This window comes from Novosphingobium lentum NBRC 107847, assembly GCF_001590965.1.
In the GTDB taxonomy this organism is placed as follows: Bacteria; Pseudomonadota; Alphaproteobacteria; order Sphingomonadales; family Sphingomonadaceae; genus Novosphingobium; species Novosphingobium lentum.
Map to the genome: position 1 here is coordinate 1 of NZ_BCTW01000011.1, position 15,381 is coordinate 15,381.

Annotated in this window: 17 protein-coding genes; 8 read left to right on the top strand and 9 right to left on the bottom strand. The window is 63.1% G+C overall.

What is annotated here, in order from left to right; translation table 11 throughout:
* The first annotated feature begins 310 nt into the window (after window positions 1-310).
* From NL2_RS11185 to NL2_RS11215, 8 genes are all read left to right on the top strand, one after another.
* The gene (locus NL2_RS11185) at window positions 311-703 is read left to right on the top strand and encodes a DUF3768 domain-containing protein (RefSeq protein WP_068075004.1); all 393 of its coding nucleotides are present in this window, start codon (window positions 311-313) and stop codon (window positions 701-703) included.
* Between the two features lie 185 nt (window positions 704-888).
* Window positions 889-1,131 (top strand): hypothetical protein, encoded by a 243-nt coding sequence (locus NL2_RS11190; RefSeq protein ID WP_068075007.1) that lies wholly within the window; start codon window positions 889-891, stop codon window positions 1,129-1,131.
* The gene (locus NL2_RS21435; protein WP_169799506.1) at window positions 1,124-1,297 is read left to right on the top strand and encodes a hypothetical protein; all 174 of its coding nucleotides are present in this window, start codon (window positions 1,124-1,126) and stop codon (window positions 1,295-1,297) included. Before NL2_RS11190 ends, NL2_RS21435 begins: the two co-directional genes overlap by 8 nt.
* Window positions 1,298-1,325: 28 nt before the next feature.
* Window positions 1,326-2,090 (top strand): ParA family protein, encoded by a 765-nt coding sequence (locus NL2_RS11195; RefSeq protein ID WP_068075011.1) that lies wholly within the window; start codon window positions 1,326-1,328, stop codon window positions 2,088-2,090.
* The gene (locus NL2_RS11200) at window positions 2,090-2,986 is read left to right on the top strand and encodes a ParB/RepB/Spo0J family partition protein (protein ID WP_068075014.1); all 897 of its coding nucleotides are present in this window, start codon (window positions 2,090-2,092) and stop codon (window positions 2,984-2,986) included. Before NL2_RS11195 ends, NL2_RS11200 begins: the two co-directional genes overlap by 1 nt.
* A 61-nt stretch (window positions 2,987-3,047) precedes the next feature.
* Window positions 3,048-3,257, top strand: a complete 210-nt coding sequence (locus NL2_RS11205; protein WP_068075018.1) for a hypothetical protein — start codon at window positions 3,048-3,050, stop codon at window positions 3,255-3,257.
* 252 nt (window positions 3,258-3,509) lie between these two features.
* A complete protein-coding gene (locus NL2_RS11210; RefSeq protein ID WP_068075021.1) occupies window positions 3,510-4,040 on the top strand; it encodes a plasmid mobilization protein in 531 nt (176 codons plus the stop codon).
* Window positions 4,037-5,164 (top strand): relaxase/mobilization nuclease domain-containing protein, encoded by a 1,128-nt coding sequence (locus tag NL2_RS11215; RefSeq protein WP_068075024.1) that lies wholly within the window; start codon window positions 4,037-4,039, stop codon window positions 5,162-5,164. Before NL2_RS11210 ends, NL2_RS11215 begins: the two co-directional genes overlap by 4 nt.
* A 119-nt stretch (window positions 5,165-5,283) precedes the next feature.
* Here the strand turns inward: NL2_RS11215 and NL2_RS11220 are convergent, their stop codons facing one another.
* The 9 genes from NL2_RS11220 to NL2_RS11260 form a co-directional block, all read right to left on the bottom strand.
* Complete coding sequence (locus NL2_RS11220) at window positions 5,284-6,039, bottom strand: hypothetical protein (protein WP_068075027.1); 756 nt, start codon at window positions 6,037-6,039, stop codon at window positions 5,284-5,286.
* Window positions 6,033-7,049 (bottom strand): helix-turn-helix domain-containing protein, encoded by a 1,017-nt coding sequence (locus tag NL2_RS11225; RefSeq protein ID WP_084356040.1) that lies wholly within the window; start codon window positions 7,047-7,049, stop codon window positions 6,033-6,035. The genes NL2_RS11220 and NL2_RS11225 overlap by 7 nt, the downstream gene beginning before the upstream one ends.
* Before the next feature lie 381 nt (window positions 7,050-7,430).
* A complete protein-coding gene (locus NL2_RS11230; RefSeq protein WP_245647660.1) occupies window positions 7,431-8,372 on the bottom strand; it encodes an LPD7 domain-containing protein in 942 nt (313 codons plus the stop codon).
* Window positions 8,356-10,311: a type IV secretory system conjugative DNA transfer family protein gene (locus NL2_RS11235; protein ID WP_439646897.1), complete on the bottom strand. Its 1,956-nt coding sequence runs from the start codon at window positions 10,309-10,311 to the stop codon at window positions 8,356-8,358. Before NL2_RS11235 ends, NL2_RS11230 begins: the two co-directional genes overlap by 17 nt.
* A 7-nt stretch (window positions 10,312-10,318) precedes the next feature.
* The gene (gene virB11 / locus NL2_RS11240) at window positions 10,319-11,323 is read right to left on the bottom strand and encodes a P-type DNA transfer ATPase VirB11 (RefSeq protein ID WP_068075038.1); all 1,005 of its coding nucleotides are present in this window, start codon (window positions 11,321-11,323) and stop codon (window positions 10,319-10,321) included.
* Between the two features lies 1 nt (window position 11,324).
* Window positions 11,325-12,545 carry a type IV secretion system protein VirB10 gene (gene virB10, locus NL2_RS11245; protein WP_068075365.1) on the bottom strand — a complete coding sequence of 407 codons (1,221 nt, stop codon included), beginning with the start codon at window positions 12,543-12,545 and terminating at the stop codon, window positions 11,325-11,327.
* Window positions 12,546-12,550: 5 nt separating this feature from the next.
* A complete protein-coding gene (gene virB9 / locus NL2_RS11250; protein WP_068075041.1) occupies window positions 12,551-13,408 on the bottom strand; it encodes a P-type conjugative transfer protein VirB9 in 858 nt (285 codons plus the stop codon).
* Window positions 13,405-14,094: a VirB8 family type IV secretion system protein gene (locus NL2_RS11255; protein WP_068075044.1), complete on the bottom strand. Its 690-nt coding sequence runs from the start codon at window positions 14,092-14,094 to the stop codon at window positions 13,405-13,407. The genes virB9 and NL2_RS11255 overlap by 4 nt, the downstream gene beginning before the upstream one ends.
* A gap of 333 nt (window positions 14,095-14,427) precedes the next feature.
* A complete protein-coding gene (locus tag NL2_RS11260; RefSeq protein ID WP_068075047.1) occupies window positions 14,428-15,372 on the bottom strand; it encodes a TrbL/VirB6 family protein in 945 nt (314 codons plus the stop codon).
* Window positions 15,373-15,381 lie beyond the last annotated feature (9 nt).

Consider the following 15,381-nt stretch of genomic DNA (forward strand, 5'->3'; position numbering starts at 1 on the left):
ACGGTCTTCGTCCAGTTGGGCCAGAGAGTGTGGAGCGCAGCGGTCATCTGGGATGACGATAGTCCGGTTGTCCTCAGCCGGTCCAGAAGTCCTTGACGGCATGTGATGGCTTGGGTGTCGCAAGCCGCCGAAGCGACGGGATCATCACCATGTCCGGTCATTGCCGGGGCGCATGTCCGCGCAAGCCCGTAGCCGGGCTTCTCCTCTCACGTTTCGACCCTGCGGGTGCGCGCACCTGCTGTGCCCCGGCCAGCCGGTCCCTGTCGAAAGACCCCGATCGGCGGGGTTTGAGCAAGCACAGGATCAGCACATGTCCGATCGACCAGTCTCCCCCGCCCCAGCCGTGGATCGTATCTCGACCATCGCGACCCTCAACGACGCGCTGCGGCAGAACCTCACGCAACCCGGCCATAACCGCGTGGTGATGACCCTCGGTGTCCAGGATCTGATCGGCGACGTCAGCCTGTTCCGCAACTTCCATGCCCGAGCCGAATTGCTCCGCGCGATCCGGGACTATGATCAATTCGGCGTCGACGTGGATCCGCACGGCGAGCGGGATTTCGGCCGCTTCACGTTTCGCGACGCAGCGCTTTACTGGAAGATCGATTATTATGATCGCGCGCTCGACTTCGGCTCACCCGATCCTGCCGACCCGCAAGTCACCACCCGCGTGCTGACAATTCTCCTCACCAGCGAATATTGAGACAGTCTGGCCCCGTCCCTCACGGGGCCAGCTGACGCTCGACCAGTCGCGTGCCACAAAGTCTGCTTGAGCAGACTCGCGTCAGACCTTGTCGCAGGTCCGCATCAATTCGCCGCATCTGTATTGAATTCAATACAGATGCGGCATAGTCTTTCCACCTTGTTGGCTGGGAGGAGAGGGTGCCGGTGGCGGGTGCAGGGCAGGGGAGCGAAAGCAGGCGTTCCGCCTTTTTGCAGCTTCGGGTGACCCCGACGATGCACAGCGCGATCACGCGCCTGGCGCTCGATCACGACAATCTCACAGTCCGCGCGCTCGTCATGAACGCGCTCAAGCAAACCTATGGTCTCGATGTCCCTGACGAGGAGCTTCGCGATCGGCGCGGCCGTCAGGCACGACCAGCGCATTCCGAGGAGACCGACCATGGCTGAGTATTTTTCGCGGCATCCTGATCATGCCATCCTGTTTGCGTTCGCCTGCTTCGCGCTGACCGTCTATCTGTTCCGCTATGTCGGACCCCGGTTCGGCGCGCGCGGCGACTGGTCCGCGCGAGACCATTATGAGCGCAACCTTCGTAACGGCGGCGACGACTTTTGAGCGCGACTGCAGGGAACGGAAGACAGACGTGAAGACCATCGTGATCAGCCTGCTGAAAGGCGGCGTCGGCAAAACCTTCTTTGCAACCCATCTCGCCTGGTATCTTGCCGAGCAGGAAGGGCGGAGGGTCGCGTTTCTCGACCTCGATCCGCAGGGGAGCTCGACGCGACGTTTGGCGAAAGAGCGGACGGGCCTGTTCTCGGCCGACCTGTTCGATCCCGAGGCGAAGCTGGCGGTCGGCGACACCGCGGGGATCACGGTGTTTGGTGCCGACTCCCGGCTGCAGATGATCAAGGCCGCCGAGGATGTGCGTGATTTCATCATCCGGTTTCGCGCGCTGCCCGAGCATTTCGACTATTGCGTGATCGACACCGGACCCAAGTGGGACGAGCTGACCCTGAGCGCGATGGCGGTCGCCGATGAAGTCATCGCGCCCGTCCAGGTCGCCGAAGACTCGATCGAGTGCGCCAAGATGCTGCTGACGGCACTGAAAAAGGCAGAAGCCGCGCGCGGCGGTCGCAAGGTCAATTTCCTTGGGCTGCTGCCCTCCATGGTGAATGCTTTCGACAAGCGCGAGATGGACAATGCCGTGAAGCTCGCGACGGCGGTCGGGCCGACGATGATGTTCCCGGCGTTCGTCAAGGCCCGCCCGACCTACAAGCATTCGGCAGAGAACCACCATGCTGTCTGGCACGAGAAGGGAAGCGGGGCCAAGGCGGCATCGGAGGAAATCCGCAGCATCCTCGCCGAAGTGGAGCGCCGGGTAGAGGCGCGGACCAAGGAGACCGCCTGATGGGCAAGTTTGACCAACGGGCCGAAGAGTTCGGGATGCTGGTCGGCGCGCATGAGAGTGCGCGCCGCGTCGAGGATTTGCCGCTTGAATGGATCATCCCCGATCCCGGCAATCCTCGTACGCAATTCGACGAGGGCGAACTCGCCGAACTGGCCGCGTCGATCGAGGCGCGCGGCGTCCTGCAGCCGATCATCGTCCGGGCCAAGGATGCAAACGGCAAGCATATCATCCGCATGGGCGAGCGGCGCTACCGCGCCTCGCTCGCGGCGGGGAGGAAGACCATTCCCGCGATTGTCAGCGAGGCGGGGGAGGGGGCCGATGTCCTTGCCGACCAGATCGTCGAGAATGACCAGCGGGCCGGGCTCTCCGCGCAGGAGCTTGCGCTTGGCGTCGAACGGATGCTGGCAGAGGGCAAGAACCAAGCCGACATCGCCAAGGCGCTTGGCCGCTCCAAGCAGTTCGTCTCGCTCTATGCGACTTATGGTGAGATGGAGCCGTATCTGCGCGAGGCGATCGACAAGGCCCCCATCCGCGTCCTCTACGATTTGCACCGCGCTGCCCGCAAGCATCCGGTCGAGGTGCGCGCGTTCGTCGGGAGCTTCGGCGATCGCGGCGTGACGCTTGCCGAGGGGACGAAGTTCGTGGCGTCGCTAAAAGCGCCGGTTGCGGTGCAGGATGTACCAGCCCGGACTGAGGCTCCTTCGGCGCCGATCGAGCCGAGGCCGGCGAAGGGAGCGGGCAGGGGAGGGCGATCCTCGACGCCCACCCAGGCAAGCCCGGTCAAGGTGATGGTCGGAAGCCGTCCCGCGCGCCTGGTCCTGCCCGAACGGGTCCGGGTCGTGTTCGATGACGGCGACGAGATTGAGGTGGCGTCGATCGACCTGTCGTTCGATTGACACGATTAGGGTAGGGTGATGAACTGAGGTTCGTGAGTCCCTGTGGGAAGCGAGATTGCCGATGGCCGGTGAGTTGGACGATATCTGCGCGCAAGTGGATTGCCCGAAATGCGGGGCGATCCTCAATGTGCCATTCAGCCAGATACGCTTGCAGAAGGCCGCGGCCTGTTCGTGCGGCGCGATGATCCGCCTTGAGGACGACACTCCGATCGCGGCCATTCAACGACTGATCGACGAGGCCAACCCGCCATCATCGGCTAATGATGCCTAGCGCTGGACCAACCACCAGAACCCCTCACTCCGCGTAGAGAAATCGAGTTTTCAGATAGAATGATGGCGGCATCCCTTCTTCCAGGGATGCCGCCATTTTCATTTCACCGGGCATTTTCCCTTTCCTGATTATGCTTGGAAGACGATGCTTCGAGAAATGCGCCGAGTCTGCTTGAGCAGACTGTCAGACGAGTGGTTTTAGGTGAGGGCCGGATAGGCTTGTCGCCGGGGATGTTTAACAATAGGGTGGCGCATGGCGTTTTTCGGCCTCCGGCTGCCCGACGATCTCGCGGCGCGCTTCGATGCGATGGCGGCCTCCCACGGAGGTCGGTCGGCTCTCCTTCGCGGCCTGGTCGATCAGGCTTTGCGCCGGCCGGACGATGAGGTCACCGTGCCTTCGCCGCGGGAACGGACCACCGCACGCGTTGAGGTCCGACTGACCGCTACAGACGTGGAGCGGCTCGACGCCGCTGCCGACGAGCGGGGTCTCAAGCGTACCGAGTGGATCGTCGCGCTGCTGCGCCGTCGTCTGTACGGTAAGGCGCCGCCGCCGCGTGCGGATCGCCTGGCGATCTCGCAGTCCTGGCGGGAGCTGAACCGCATCGGCATCAACCTCAACCAGGCGGTACACGCGCTCAATGCCGCGACGATGGTGGACTCGCGTCTCGACCTGGTTCGTGAAGCCGCCCGGGTCGCGTCGTTCAACACGGAGGTCCAGGGTCAACTCCGCGCGCTGGGCAAGGCACTCGCCGGCGACACGTCCTATTGGGACACGCCGTCGTGAGCGATGACGACGACATCCTGCCGCTGCCGAGCCTGATGGAAGCGTGGCGACCGCCCACCGGTGGCAAGCGGACGCTAAAGGGCGGGACACTGCGGATATCGTCGGGCGGGAAGGGCAGGGGAGGGACGGGCACCTCGCCGAACCTGTCGCAGGCCGAGGCGCGCGCGAAGCTCGAGCGGATCGTGCGCAAGGCACCCGAGGTCATGGTCAAGATCTCGGGCAAGCAGCGCGGGGCGACCCACCTTGGTGAGCATTTCGGATACGTCAGTCGGCACGGCAAACTTGAGGTGCGCAGCAGTGAGGGCGAGATCATCACGGACGAGAAGCGGCTCAAGGCCCTCGCCGGCGACTGGGAGATGCTCGACGAGGCGATGAATATCTACGGCAAGGACCGACCCATCTCGACATCGATGATTCTGTCGATGCCGGGCGGGACGACCGACGCCGCGACGATTGTCGATGCGGCGCAGGCGTTCGCTCGCGTCGAGTTCGAAGGTCAGTTTGCGTATACGATCGCGCTTCACACCGATACCGATCACCCTCATGTTCATCTGACGGTCGCCAACCAGGGCGAGGACGGGTCGCGCTTCAATCCGCGAAAGGCCGACCTTCACCATTTCCGCGAGAGCTTCGCCCATGAACTCCGAGAGCGCGGTATCGCGGCGGAGGCCACACCACGGCGCGCGCGCGGGCATGTCCAAAAGAGGGTTCGTTCATCAGCCCGGCATTTGGAAGCCCGGACCGCCGGACAGGGCAGGGGGCTCGACATCAGCCGGCTGACCGAAGAGCGCGCAGCCGAGTTTGCGCGCTCGGCGAATCCTGAGCGGCGACCGGAGGATGTGGCGGCGCTCGGCCGTCAGAAACTCATTCGTGGCGCCTACCGCCAAGCGGCCGCCGCGCTTGCTGCCACCGGCAAGGAAGAGGACCTGGCGCTTGCGGAGGATGTGACCAGCTTCGTGGCGGCGATGCCGCCCGCGGTCTCGCGGCGCCTTCAGCGTGCGCGCGAAATCATGATGGAGGAGCGAGCGGCATCGAGTGGCGTCGACCGCGCACTCGACCGGCCGCAGGCCGATGATCCATCACCAGATCGCGGCCCGCCGAAACCTCGTGATCGCGAGCGCTAAGATGAAGTCGATTGCGACGGCGGGCGAAGGCTAATCAGCCTGATACGCGCTCCTGAAGGCATTTAGCTCTTCGGCGCTTTGTTCCCGGCCGTACGCGCGCGCACCATGCAGCGCGTCGGTTAGAGACGATAGGCCGCTTGTAGACGGGACACGACGATGTCGCGCGTCATGTTCACGCCGAACTGCTTTGGATCGAAATCTTCCTGGCCCGACAGAGCTGCCACGAAATCGGTCATGTCACTTTGTACCGTTGATGGAAGCGCATAGCTTGCATCCGTGGCGAGCAGCTGCAGCATCCGGGCGACATCGTTACGATGTTTGCGAACGTCCTTTTCGTCGACCCTCTCGCCGGCGGCGCGCCGTGCGCTGAGATCGAGCCAGGCACGCGCTTTGAACGGAATGATGGCTGCCTCATCGAGCACCGGAATCCCGTCGAGCGGGCGCACCATGGTCTTGAGGAACTCGTAATAGCCGCTGTCGAGGAGGATGGCCGACAGGCTGGCGGCTTCCTCGTCGATTGGGAGCGGGGTCAGATGGCTATCCTCGGCGAGCGAAATCCCCTCCGGCTTTCTGGAGAAGAGTTCGAGCATGGCAGGATAGGCTTTGTTCGCGGGTTTCTGGAATCGATAGAGGACGCGCGTCCCTTGGCTGTGTTGGCGGATTTCATATCCACCTTCCTCGACAAAGCTCAGGAAGCGCTCGGAGAACGCTGCGTCGAGAGCCTCTACGATCAGGACGATGTCGAGATCCTTGGTTGCTCGAAAATCGAGGCCTGCCGCATCCATCAGCAGCTCGCAGGCCGCTCCGCCGATCAGCACATATTGACTGTCATACCCCTCGAAATGCGCGCGAAAACGATCGATACCAGTTACCATCCAAAGGGCTCCAAAAGTTGCTGTGCTGCCTGAGCCACGCGCTCATCAGGGTCATTTCGCATGCTAAGATACAGTGAGAGCCGATCGACGACCGGCTCCCGCGTCAACGCGCGAGGATCATAGCTCCAGGTCTCGAGTTCGGCTCGATCGTCATCGTCGAACTCGAATCCGACTCTAAGCTCCAGAGTCTGTTTGAGTTGTTTCCACCGTGCCGCCGGGACGGCCCGATGCGGGAAACGCGGCTCGGCCAACATCGTGTAATGAGCAAGCGCGCTTTCACCCGCGAGGGGTGCAACCTCGCTGGGCAGGGTTCCTCTTACGGTGCGGACCTTGCGCACCGGCGATTGCAACCGTCCCTCCACCGCCTGCCATAGCTCTCGATCGCGCACGACAAACTGTAGGCGGCGTTGACGGCCGACATGGCGCGCCTTGGCGATTTGAAGCGCCTCAAGTTCGTCCAGGGTGCGGCTCATGGTCATGATTGCCACCTGGAAGCGCTCTGCCAGCTGGGTCAGATTCACGTCGTTGAGATCCTCGCCGAGAAGGCTCGCGAGGATGAGGAGCTGGGTACCCGGGCCGAATTGCTCGTTTGCGGTCGCAAGATTAGGCGGCGTGCGCTCGCGCAGATCGAGCAACGCTTCGGGAACGTACAGCTGCGCGCCCGGAGCCAAAAACCCGATCTGACGCTCCACCATCTGACGACGAACGACGGCTGACACATGCTCCAGCAGCAGTATGACCAGGCGGACGCCTAACTGTCGTCGGAGCAGGTCGCGATGCTTGACGAAGTTGGCGGTAGCGCCTTGTCCGGGCGTCCGTATCGCCACGAGAAGTACCGGCTCACCATTCAGCTGGCCTCGCCAGATTCGATAGCGATCAAGGAGGAAATGGGGGAGACCTTTGCCGTCCGCAGGCTCTAGCCCCATGCGTATGCCAAACGCCGTCTCGACATAGGCATCGGCGGCTGCGGCCAGCGCATCAGGATCGGCATGGGTTCGCTTATCTAACATCACATCGGCTATTTAACATTACTACTGTTAAAAAGATAGCTGCTGTTAGATGGCGGGCGTGGAGTGTCGTCTTGGACCAAGGGGACTGCATTGTGCCATACGAACTGGGTATCCCCCCGGTGGTCCCTGCCAGCATACCACCGGGGCACAGATTTCCCACACAAATTGGCTAGGTCGTGGTTCGCACCTCGACATTACGGTGCGCGGTCACCGGCAGCTTCGCTCGCGCTGGCGCTCAGGCCCGCTTGGGACCGTGATCTGGAATCTGCGTCCAGGCGGCCGCCGGCGACGAGTTGCCGCCTCTATTGAGTTTATGATGCGTCGATTATGTTCGTGCAGGGCGAACAACCGCAATGAACTGCAAACTCTCCCGCCAGCTTCTCACCGCGAGCGATTGCGTTCCGGCGGCTTGTGGTCCCGGCCCTGCCGAACTGGCGCGACACGCGATTGCCCGGTCGCGGGCTCGGCCCCGCGTTGCATTGATGCGCTCGTATCCCGGACGATGGCCGGGCGGATAGTGCGGCCGGCGGCAACATGGGCATCGAGCTGCGCGCGCGCCACTGTCATCACGCGGCCCACGGCTTCCGGATTATCGAACAATGTCCGCCGGATCACGGCTTCCATCACCCGCAATTGGCTGTCGACCGCCCGGTCATTGGGTAGTGATCGTTCATCCGCGCGACCTCCGCTTTGTCGCCCAGGCGCTCCGGGGTCGTTCGACGAACGCGCGGGCGTCGCCTGACGCGCATCGGCGGCATCGCGGCCGATCATTGGCGCGATCGTATTCTTGCTGGCGTCGCTACGCAGCCGGTCGAGCTCCTGAAGATCGCGATCATTCGGCTTGTAGCCTCTGACCTCAAGGCCCTTTTGGGCGGCTTCGAGCCAGACTGATCGCCGGAATGCTTCGGTCCCTGTGACATGGATCCGCTCCCAACCGCGGTGCTGCGCGATGGCGACGAAATCCTTCACAACCTCCTGGCTCTCGGTTGCAGTGACGAGCCGGCGGCCCTGATCGCGAAACGCCGGATCCTTCATCTCGGCCGAGGTAAAGAACGCTGGCTCGCCCGACCATTTGGCCTTGTCTGCATAGTAGCGTTTTCGCACCGCCTCGGGCAGATCGCCGGCCTCCACCGAGGGAGCTTTTGGTTTCCGGGCGGGCTCATCCCCGCGCCCTTCGCTAACCGCAGGGCCGACCGGTTTGGGCTCGGGCGCTTGCCCCGCTGGCGCGGGCGCCTTGCCGCGATCCTTGTCGTCAACGGCGACGCTGTTGGCCTTGGCGCGGGGCTTGGGCGCCACTGCCTTGTCCTCATCGGCCATGATCATGCCTTTCCGCGACTAGAGCCTTGGATGGTTCGGGATCGTCATCGGGTTCGAGGACCGCGCGCGCAGTCATTGCCATCACGAAGGCGAACGCCGCCTTTTCGTCCCCGGGGGGCGGAAGCTCCTCGAGCTCGCCCAGGACGAGCATGTCGTCAGTGATCTCGGCATAGCCGGACAGTTCATCATCGGTCAGCGTACGAGTCACAGCTGGCTCTTCCTCGGTGGAGGGCAGGGTGAGGAGGGCCGCGCGCTTCGCCTCGATCGCTTGGCCAAGCACATCCGAACCGGCAGCTCCGGTGGCCGTCGCCGACCCTTGCTTCGTTTGCGGGATCACGATCGGGCGCGGTGCAACCTTGGGCGGTTCGGAGATCCGGCTCGTGAACCGGCGCGACCGGAAATATTCGATCTTGCGCGCCCGGACCGGGGGGATACCGCCGCGCAGCAACAGCAGCTCGCCCTTTGGCATCTGCATCAGTTCCTGTGGCATCATCAACGCCCGGCGCTGATCCGACTCTGAAATGCTGCGATTGGCGAGCATGCCATGGATAGTCCGGCTCTTCGACTTTACGTTCATCGTGAAGAACCCGAGCCGCTCGGAGAGTTCATTGGCGACCCTCAGCTCCTTCGGGGTGAAAACCACCTCCAGACCGCAGTTGGCGATAATCTCGTCGGTGACGTCCGCACCGTAGATTCCCCGCGGTTGCGAGCGGCTCTGGATTACCGGCAACAAGCGTAGCCCGTAGCCGGCGACATAGGAAAAGGCCGAGGCGATCACCGGTGCCTTGCCCAACCTTGCGAACTCATCGAGCAGCAGGAGGACGGGCACCTGGCCCCCTGAGGCCGGCAGCTCCCGTGTGTTGAGGTCGATCAGCTGCTGCAGGAAGAGATTATACACCGGCGCGATGCGGTCGATGTTGTCTGGTGATACGCCCAGATAGATCGAGATCCGCTCGCGGCGGACCTGGCGCAGATCGAAGTCGGTCTCCGACGTCGCTGCATCGACATACGGGTTAAGCCAGAGGCTGAGCTTCGAGGTGATCGTCTGCTTGATACCGGAGAAGGTGTTGTCGGACGCGGAGGTGAAGTCGCTCAACGCCGAGACGCAGGCCTGGCTTAGCCGCTGCCCGCGCTTCTGCGCTTCCTCGACAACCTTGGGCAGCTCGACCTTCGGGTCGCCCGCCGTCAGCCGCCGGTAGATTTCGCCGATCGTGAAGGGGAGGGCGGGGTTGGCCGCAACTAGGGCGCCGACGCCGACGAAGGCGGCGCGCGCGGCTTCAGCCCAGAAGGGGTCGGCCTTCTCGGGTGCTGGAAATAACATGCCGCCGATCTTCTGGAGTTCGTTGACCACATCGACGTCGTCGAGACGATCGATGAAGCTCAGCGGATTGTACCGCGCGGTCCGCCCTTCGGGATCGAGCGGGTCGAACAGATAGACGGCTTGGCCATGGCGCGCCCGGAAGCCGGCTGTGATGTCCCAGTTCTCGCGCTTCACGTCGAGCACCACGACCGAGTCCGCCCAACTCAGAAGATTGGGGATCACGACACCGACGCCCTTGCCGGCACGCGTGGGCGCCTCGAGCAGAACATGCTCGGTCCCGCCGAACACAAGATAGCGGCCGCCCTTCTGGCCGACGATGATGCCGCTCTTGCTGCGCAGCTGTTCTTGCCGGATCTCGCTTTCACGCGCGAACCGCGCCTCGCCATGCAGCGAGCGCCCCCGTTTCAGGATGACGAGCAAAATGACGAAGGCGATTGCGCCGCTGACCAACGCGCCCCGCTTCAACCACAGGTGGAGGAGCGGATCGCCGCGATAGTACCAGAGCCATGCTGGCACCGCCGTGATCTGCATCCGCGGCCCGATCTGCTTCAAGCCGACGAGCGCCACCAGCACCGCGCACAGGGAGCAGAGGATAAGCACCGCCGCGAGTATCCCCGCGACGATCGCGACCCTAGTGAGAGGTCGTGCGTCCGACAGGCGGGTCAAAATATACCTCCTCGACCTCGAATTTTCCGGCGTGCTTGCGGGTCTGGACAACAACGTCGACCAACATGCGAAGCAGTCCGCGGATGTCATCGCGGGCGAGATCCCGACCGCCCTCCGATTCCTTGACCAGCAAGGTGAGCTGCTCGAACGCTCCCATGGCCGAGCCGGCATGGACCGTCGTGATCGAGCCAGGATGGCCCGAGTTGACGTTGCGCAGATAGAAGAAGGCGGTGCCGTCGCGCAGTTCCTGTAGCAGGATGCGATCGGGGCGCATGCGCAGCGCGCTTTCGAGCAATTGCTTGGGGCCAACCTTGGCGAGGCCCTGCCGCTCGCTCGAATAGACCATATGCACGACGTTGCGATGCTCGACGACGAGCTCGCGCGTATCCTCGATCGTGAGCAACCGCTCATGGGGCGGGATCAGCTGGATGAGCGCCTTGGCGAAGGTCGTCTTGCCGGATCCGGTCGCGCCGCTCACCAGGATGTTCTTGCGGGCGGCAACGGCCGTCCTGAAAAATGACGGCCAATCACCGGCATCGCGTTGCGCTACCAGCTGCGCATCGACCCCGCCGAGACCGCGTGCGGCAGAGCGCGTGCCCTTGAACAGTCCCGCGTTGGCGAGTTGATCGATTGCGAGGTTGACGCGCGAGGGCTTGCGCACCGTGAAGGATGGCGCCCCGCTCGGCGTCACCGACGGTATGACGATCTGGCAGCGCTCGCCACCAGGCAATATCGTCGAGCAGATCGGAGTCTCTGCATTGACGTCCTGCCGGGTGAAACTCGCAGCGGCGACGGCGAGCGTCGCGAGCCAGTCGCTGTCGAGTTCGGCGACATCATGCCAATGCCAGCCCTGATGATCCTCGATGCCGACCTCGCCGGGCTTGTTGATCACAAGCTCCGTCACCTCGACCGGCTCCAGCAGTGGCAGGATCGGTGCCAGGTAGTGGCGCAGGACGGCGGTATCGCTCACGTCAGCGCCGCAGCTCGAGATTGTAGACGTCGGCGAAATTGAAGTCTTTGGCGACGAATATCCCGACTTCCTCGCCCTGGTTCTTTTTGAGCACGGGGCGGATGTTGATGCTGTTCTGGAGTGCTATGCCCGCGCCTTCGCTCGGCGTGCGCGTCGTGTCGTTGAAGTTGTTGCTGCCGCCCGACACCGATTGACCGGCGATATAGGCGGCGTCGTCGACCAGTGAGAGCAGCAATGCGCTGCCGAACCGTGCCCAGAAGAATGTGTCGACCGATCCGGCTATTCCCGCTCGGCCGAGCGCGTCCGAGCCGGGCGACGCCAGGTCGATGCGGACCCCCTGAGGTGTGACCGCTCTCGTCCATAGAACGAAAAGGCGGTTCTGACCCTGCTGAATGCCGCCATGATATTCGCCGAGCACCTTCGTGCCCTTCTCCATCAGCACGACCCGGCCATTTTCGGAATAGACGTCGCGCGGGATCAAACAGGAAGTGTAGCCGGGCTGCGCCGAGTTCATGGCAGTCTGGAGAATACACGGGATCAGCGTTCCGGCGGTCACGAGATAGTTGCGGTTCGGCAGCATCGAGGCCCGCGCTTCGCCGACCGCAGAACTCTGTCGAAGCGCGTCCAGCGCATTGGGCGTGCCGCGGGCGGCCTGGCCCGCAGATCCATCGCCGGCTGTTTCTGGCTGGGCGGGATCGGCGCTGGTCCCGGCTCCCGAAGCGCGCATCGCGTCCCGGCCGCCATAGGCGATCAATGTCGATCGCCGTGCCTGGTCGGCGAGGTTCTGGCGATTGTTCTGCGGTGCCGCGGCCGGGGCCGCTCCCGGTTGAATTGCGGGTACGATCTGGCCATCAGGGCCGACGACCTGTGCACCAGGCGGTGGGTTGATGACCGGCGCGTTGGGATCAACAGCTGCTAGACCGAGCGGCTTGGCCTTTGCAGCGACAGCATCATAAGCGACCGTCTCGCGCGCCGCGAGATCGGGTCGCCGTGCCATTGATTCGGGTTTCGCCATCAAGCTGCTGACATTCTTGCTCGGTCCCGAATTCACCCACAGAATGCCGAGCACCATCGCCGTGCCGGCGAAGATCAGCGCTGTGTTGCGCTTCGCCGGCGTCATGCCGCCGATCGGGTCGATACCGCGTTCGCGGATGATCTCGTCGCGCTCGGGCGTGGGATCGCCATGCGGGCGACGACGGTCCTCAGGCGCAGATTCGTCCATCGCGCTCACTCCTTCGGGTCTTGAATGGTGCGCTCGACATGCGGCGAAGCAGTGTTGGTGCCGTAGTCGACACCGTAACGGGTCGGTGCCAGATTATAGATGCACAGCACCTCGCGGTTACGGCGCAGTCGGAGTTGAGCCGCAACGGCATGCACCACAACGAATTCGTCTCGCACATCGAACGGGACTAGGCTTTCCGAGCCATCCGGCCGAACAAGGTAGATCGCCGGAATCTCATGGTTGCCTGGGAAGCGCAGGACCGTGAACTGGCCGTTGTCGGAGATCTCCGACGGCTGGAGGTCGCTCGAGCCCTGGACCTTGTAATTCAAATTGCGCGGCCCCTCTATCACACCATGATCGAGCGCACCGCGAACGACGCTCGCCTGAAGCGCCGCGACGCGTTGCGCCTCTTGGGTCTCCCGCATCCGGGCCGCGCGGTCTGCTTCATCACGCGGGTAGCGGAAACGGACCTGGAAGAAGGTGTTACTGCTGCCGCGACCGATCGGCCCCCGGCGCGTCGTCAACTCGAACGCGTAGTTGCGAAGCTCGCCGCCGCGATTGGTCGTGACGATAAGGTTGGTTGGACCTGCGCGCTCGCGTGGCTTCAGGAAGAGGATGTGACCGGCGACCGCCACTTCCCACGATACCGTGTCCCCGAGTGCGACATGCTCGATCGTCTCGTCGGCGCCCAGTACGACCTGCGTCGCCGTGCGGAACGTGCCGACGATGCGGTAGACCTGGGTCTCCTGATATTCGACGAACTTCACGCGCTGGTCTGCGGGGCCCGCGCGCGGCGTATCCTCGGCCAACGCGGGCGTGGCAATAAGCGCGAGGATGCCTGCGATATGGATCAGCCGCTTCACCGGACCACCTCCGGGTCGGCGCGGTAATTCTCAACCTGGAACCCAAGCGGGTTACGATAGCGGTCGCCCTCCGCCATCGGCGCGTTGGTGTACTGGAAGGTCACCGTCGCGATCCAATCACTGCTCTGCGTATCCGTTTCGGTTTGCACCGTGCGGGTGAAGCGCACGTTGGCAACACGGTCATTAATGAAGGCGATGTTGCGGACACGGGCCTGGACCACCGCACCTTTGCCCCAGACAACCTGTGGACTGGCCGCGTTGTTCGAACTGAAAAAGCGACCCCAGCGTTGCTGCTCGCCCGGCTCGGACAGGATGGTGACGGCCCTGAAATTCTCTTCGGCCGCCGCCGGCAACCAGCTCTCTCTTTGCCTGACATATTGCGCGAGGAAAAATTTCGTGACCGCCTCGTCGTAGCGCATCGGCTTCTGGGTGAGGGTCGTCTGCACATCCACCGCGCCCGTCGTCTGGTTGACCCGGATGATATACGGCATGACGGTTTTCAACGGTGCAAGGCCCGCGAGCGCGAAGCCCTCCGCAGCTGACACAATCATCGCCAGGCCTGCCACGATCCACGCTATGCGCTCGGATCGCAGTGACTTGCGCTGGCGATCCTGATCCCAGGATCGTGCTTGTCCAAAATAGAGTTCAGCGTCTTTTGCGGGCACGCCTTCAGCCTGACTGCGCATGCTCAGCAACTCCCGTAGGATCGAAGATCTGCCCGCGCGGACGTCTTTTCGGACGCGGGGTTGGGGACGGGCGGCGGCGGAGTCCCGCCTTCGATCGGTTGCTTGATCTGCGGCACAGGTGGCGGGGCAGGGGGCGCCACCACGGCCGGGATCGGTGAACCTGGCAGAACGCTTCCATAGATGTTCGCGTCACGCAGGTGCTTGCCGTTGCAAACCGGCAGCTTCTTTGGCCCCGATGCCCCGCTCGCCAACGCCGGGAGCAGGGCGATGACGATTGTCGAACGCCGAAACCATCGGACTATCGAGGAGGACCTCGTCATAGGTTTTTCCTTGTCATGCGCGGCTGACCGAACCGCCGCGCTGAGCGGCCCGTTCAAGGTTGCGACTGTTGCGGGCGATGCGGCTCTGCTGAAACGGTGCCGCCATCGTTCCCCAGGCTGAGCCGGCGAAGGCGCCGACACCGGCCGCCGCACCGCCGGCGATGCCGGTTGCGATCGAGGGCGCCTGAAAAAAGAAGATCGTTCCCAGGAAGATGTAGACAGCGAACAGGACCGCACCCAAAGCCGCGTCTCCGACGCCTTCGGATGCCGTGATCGCAGTCGCTCCAAGATCCGTGATCAATGCCGTGATGGCAATGATCACCGCCATAAGCACGATGAAGTTGAACGCCTGTCCGAGCCATCCGTGAAACAGCCTGCGGGTTGTCTCAAAAAGCGAAAGCGCAATGAAGATCGGTCCAAGCGCGATGATGATGGCGAGCGCTACCTTGGCGAAGACCGTAATCGAGAACCCGATCGCCGCGGACAGACCTGCAAGTGCCTTCAGGCCGAGGCTCAAGACGTACAGGACGAGTTTGTAAGGATTAATATCGCTATAGGTCGCGGCTTCGGTTTCGATCCGCGCGATGATGATGTCGCACTGGCCATAATAGTCGTCGAACACACTGCCGACGCTGGTGACCGTGTGTCCAGCCAACGCCTGCGAAATGGCATCGGGCATTCCGTGAAACAGGGGGTTGGTCACCCACTCGGTGTAGGCAACGGTGGTCGCGGCGACGTAGAGCAGGCAGAGCTTCACCATTCGATAGACAAGTTCGCCCCATGGTTCGCTGACGATGCCGCGCATCACCATATATCCAAAGAGGGCGATGTAGATGACCAGGCCGAGTGCTAGCGGACCGCGCACGACTTCGATGACATTATTCAGCCGCTCATTGAGGAACATATCGAGCTTGCCGTCAATGTTCGTGTAGAGCGTGGTGAAAAGTCCATCGGCCATTTTATCTGT

What these genes read in the sequence shown, in the direction of transcription:
- NL2_RS11185 (WP_068075004.1), top strand. Translation starts at nt 311, where the DNA reads ATGTCCGATCGACCAGTCTCCCCCGCCCCAGCCGTGGATCGTATCTCG.
- NL2_RS21435 (WP_169799506.1), top strand. Translation starts at nt 1,124, where the DNA reads ATGGCTGAGTATTTTTCGCGGCATCCTGATCATGCCATCCTGTTTGCG.
- NL2_RS11200 (WP_068075014.1), top strand. Translation starts at nt 2,090, where the DNA reads ATGGGCAAGTTTGACCAACGGGCCGAAGAGTTCGGGATGCTGGTCGGC.
- NL2_RS11205 (WP_068075018.1), top strand. Translation starts at nt 3,048, where the DNA reads ATGGCCGGTGAGTTGGACGATATCTGCGCGCAAGTGGATTGCCCGAAA.
- NL2_RS11210 (WP_068075021.1), top strand. Translation starts at nt 3,510, where the DNA reads ATGGCGTTTTTCGGCCTCCGGCTGCCCGACGATCTCGCGGCGCGCTTC.
- NL2_RS11220 (WP_068075027.1), bottom strand. Translation starts at nt 6,039, where the DNA reads ATGGTAACTGGTATCGATCGTTTTCGCGCGCATTTCGAGGGGTATGAC.
- NL2_RS11225 (WP_084356040.1), bottom strand. Translation starts at nt 7,049, where the DNA reads ATGTTAGATAAGCGAACCCATGCCGATCCTGATGCGCTGGCCGCAGCC.
- NL2_RS11230 (WP_245647660.1), bottom strand. Translation starts at nt 8,372, where the DNA reads ATGATCATGGCCGATGAGGACAAGGCAGTGGCGCCCAAGCCCCGCGCC.
- virB10 (WP_068075365.1), bottom strand. Translation starts at nt 12,545, where the DNA reads ATGGACGAATCTGCGCCTGAGGACCGTCGTCGCCCGCATGGCGATCCC.
- NL2_RS11255 (WP_068075044.1), bottom strand. Translation starts at nt 14,094, where the DNA reads ATGCGCAGTCAGGCTGAAGGCGTGCCCGCAAAAGACGCTGAACTCTAT.
- NL2_RS11260 (WP_068075047.1), bottom strand. Translation starts at nt 15,372, where the DNA reads ATGGCCGATGGACTTTTCACCACGCTCTACACGAACATTGACGGCAAG.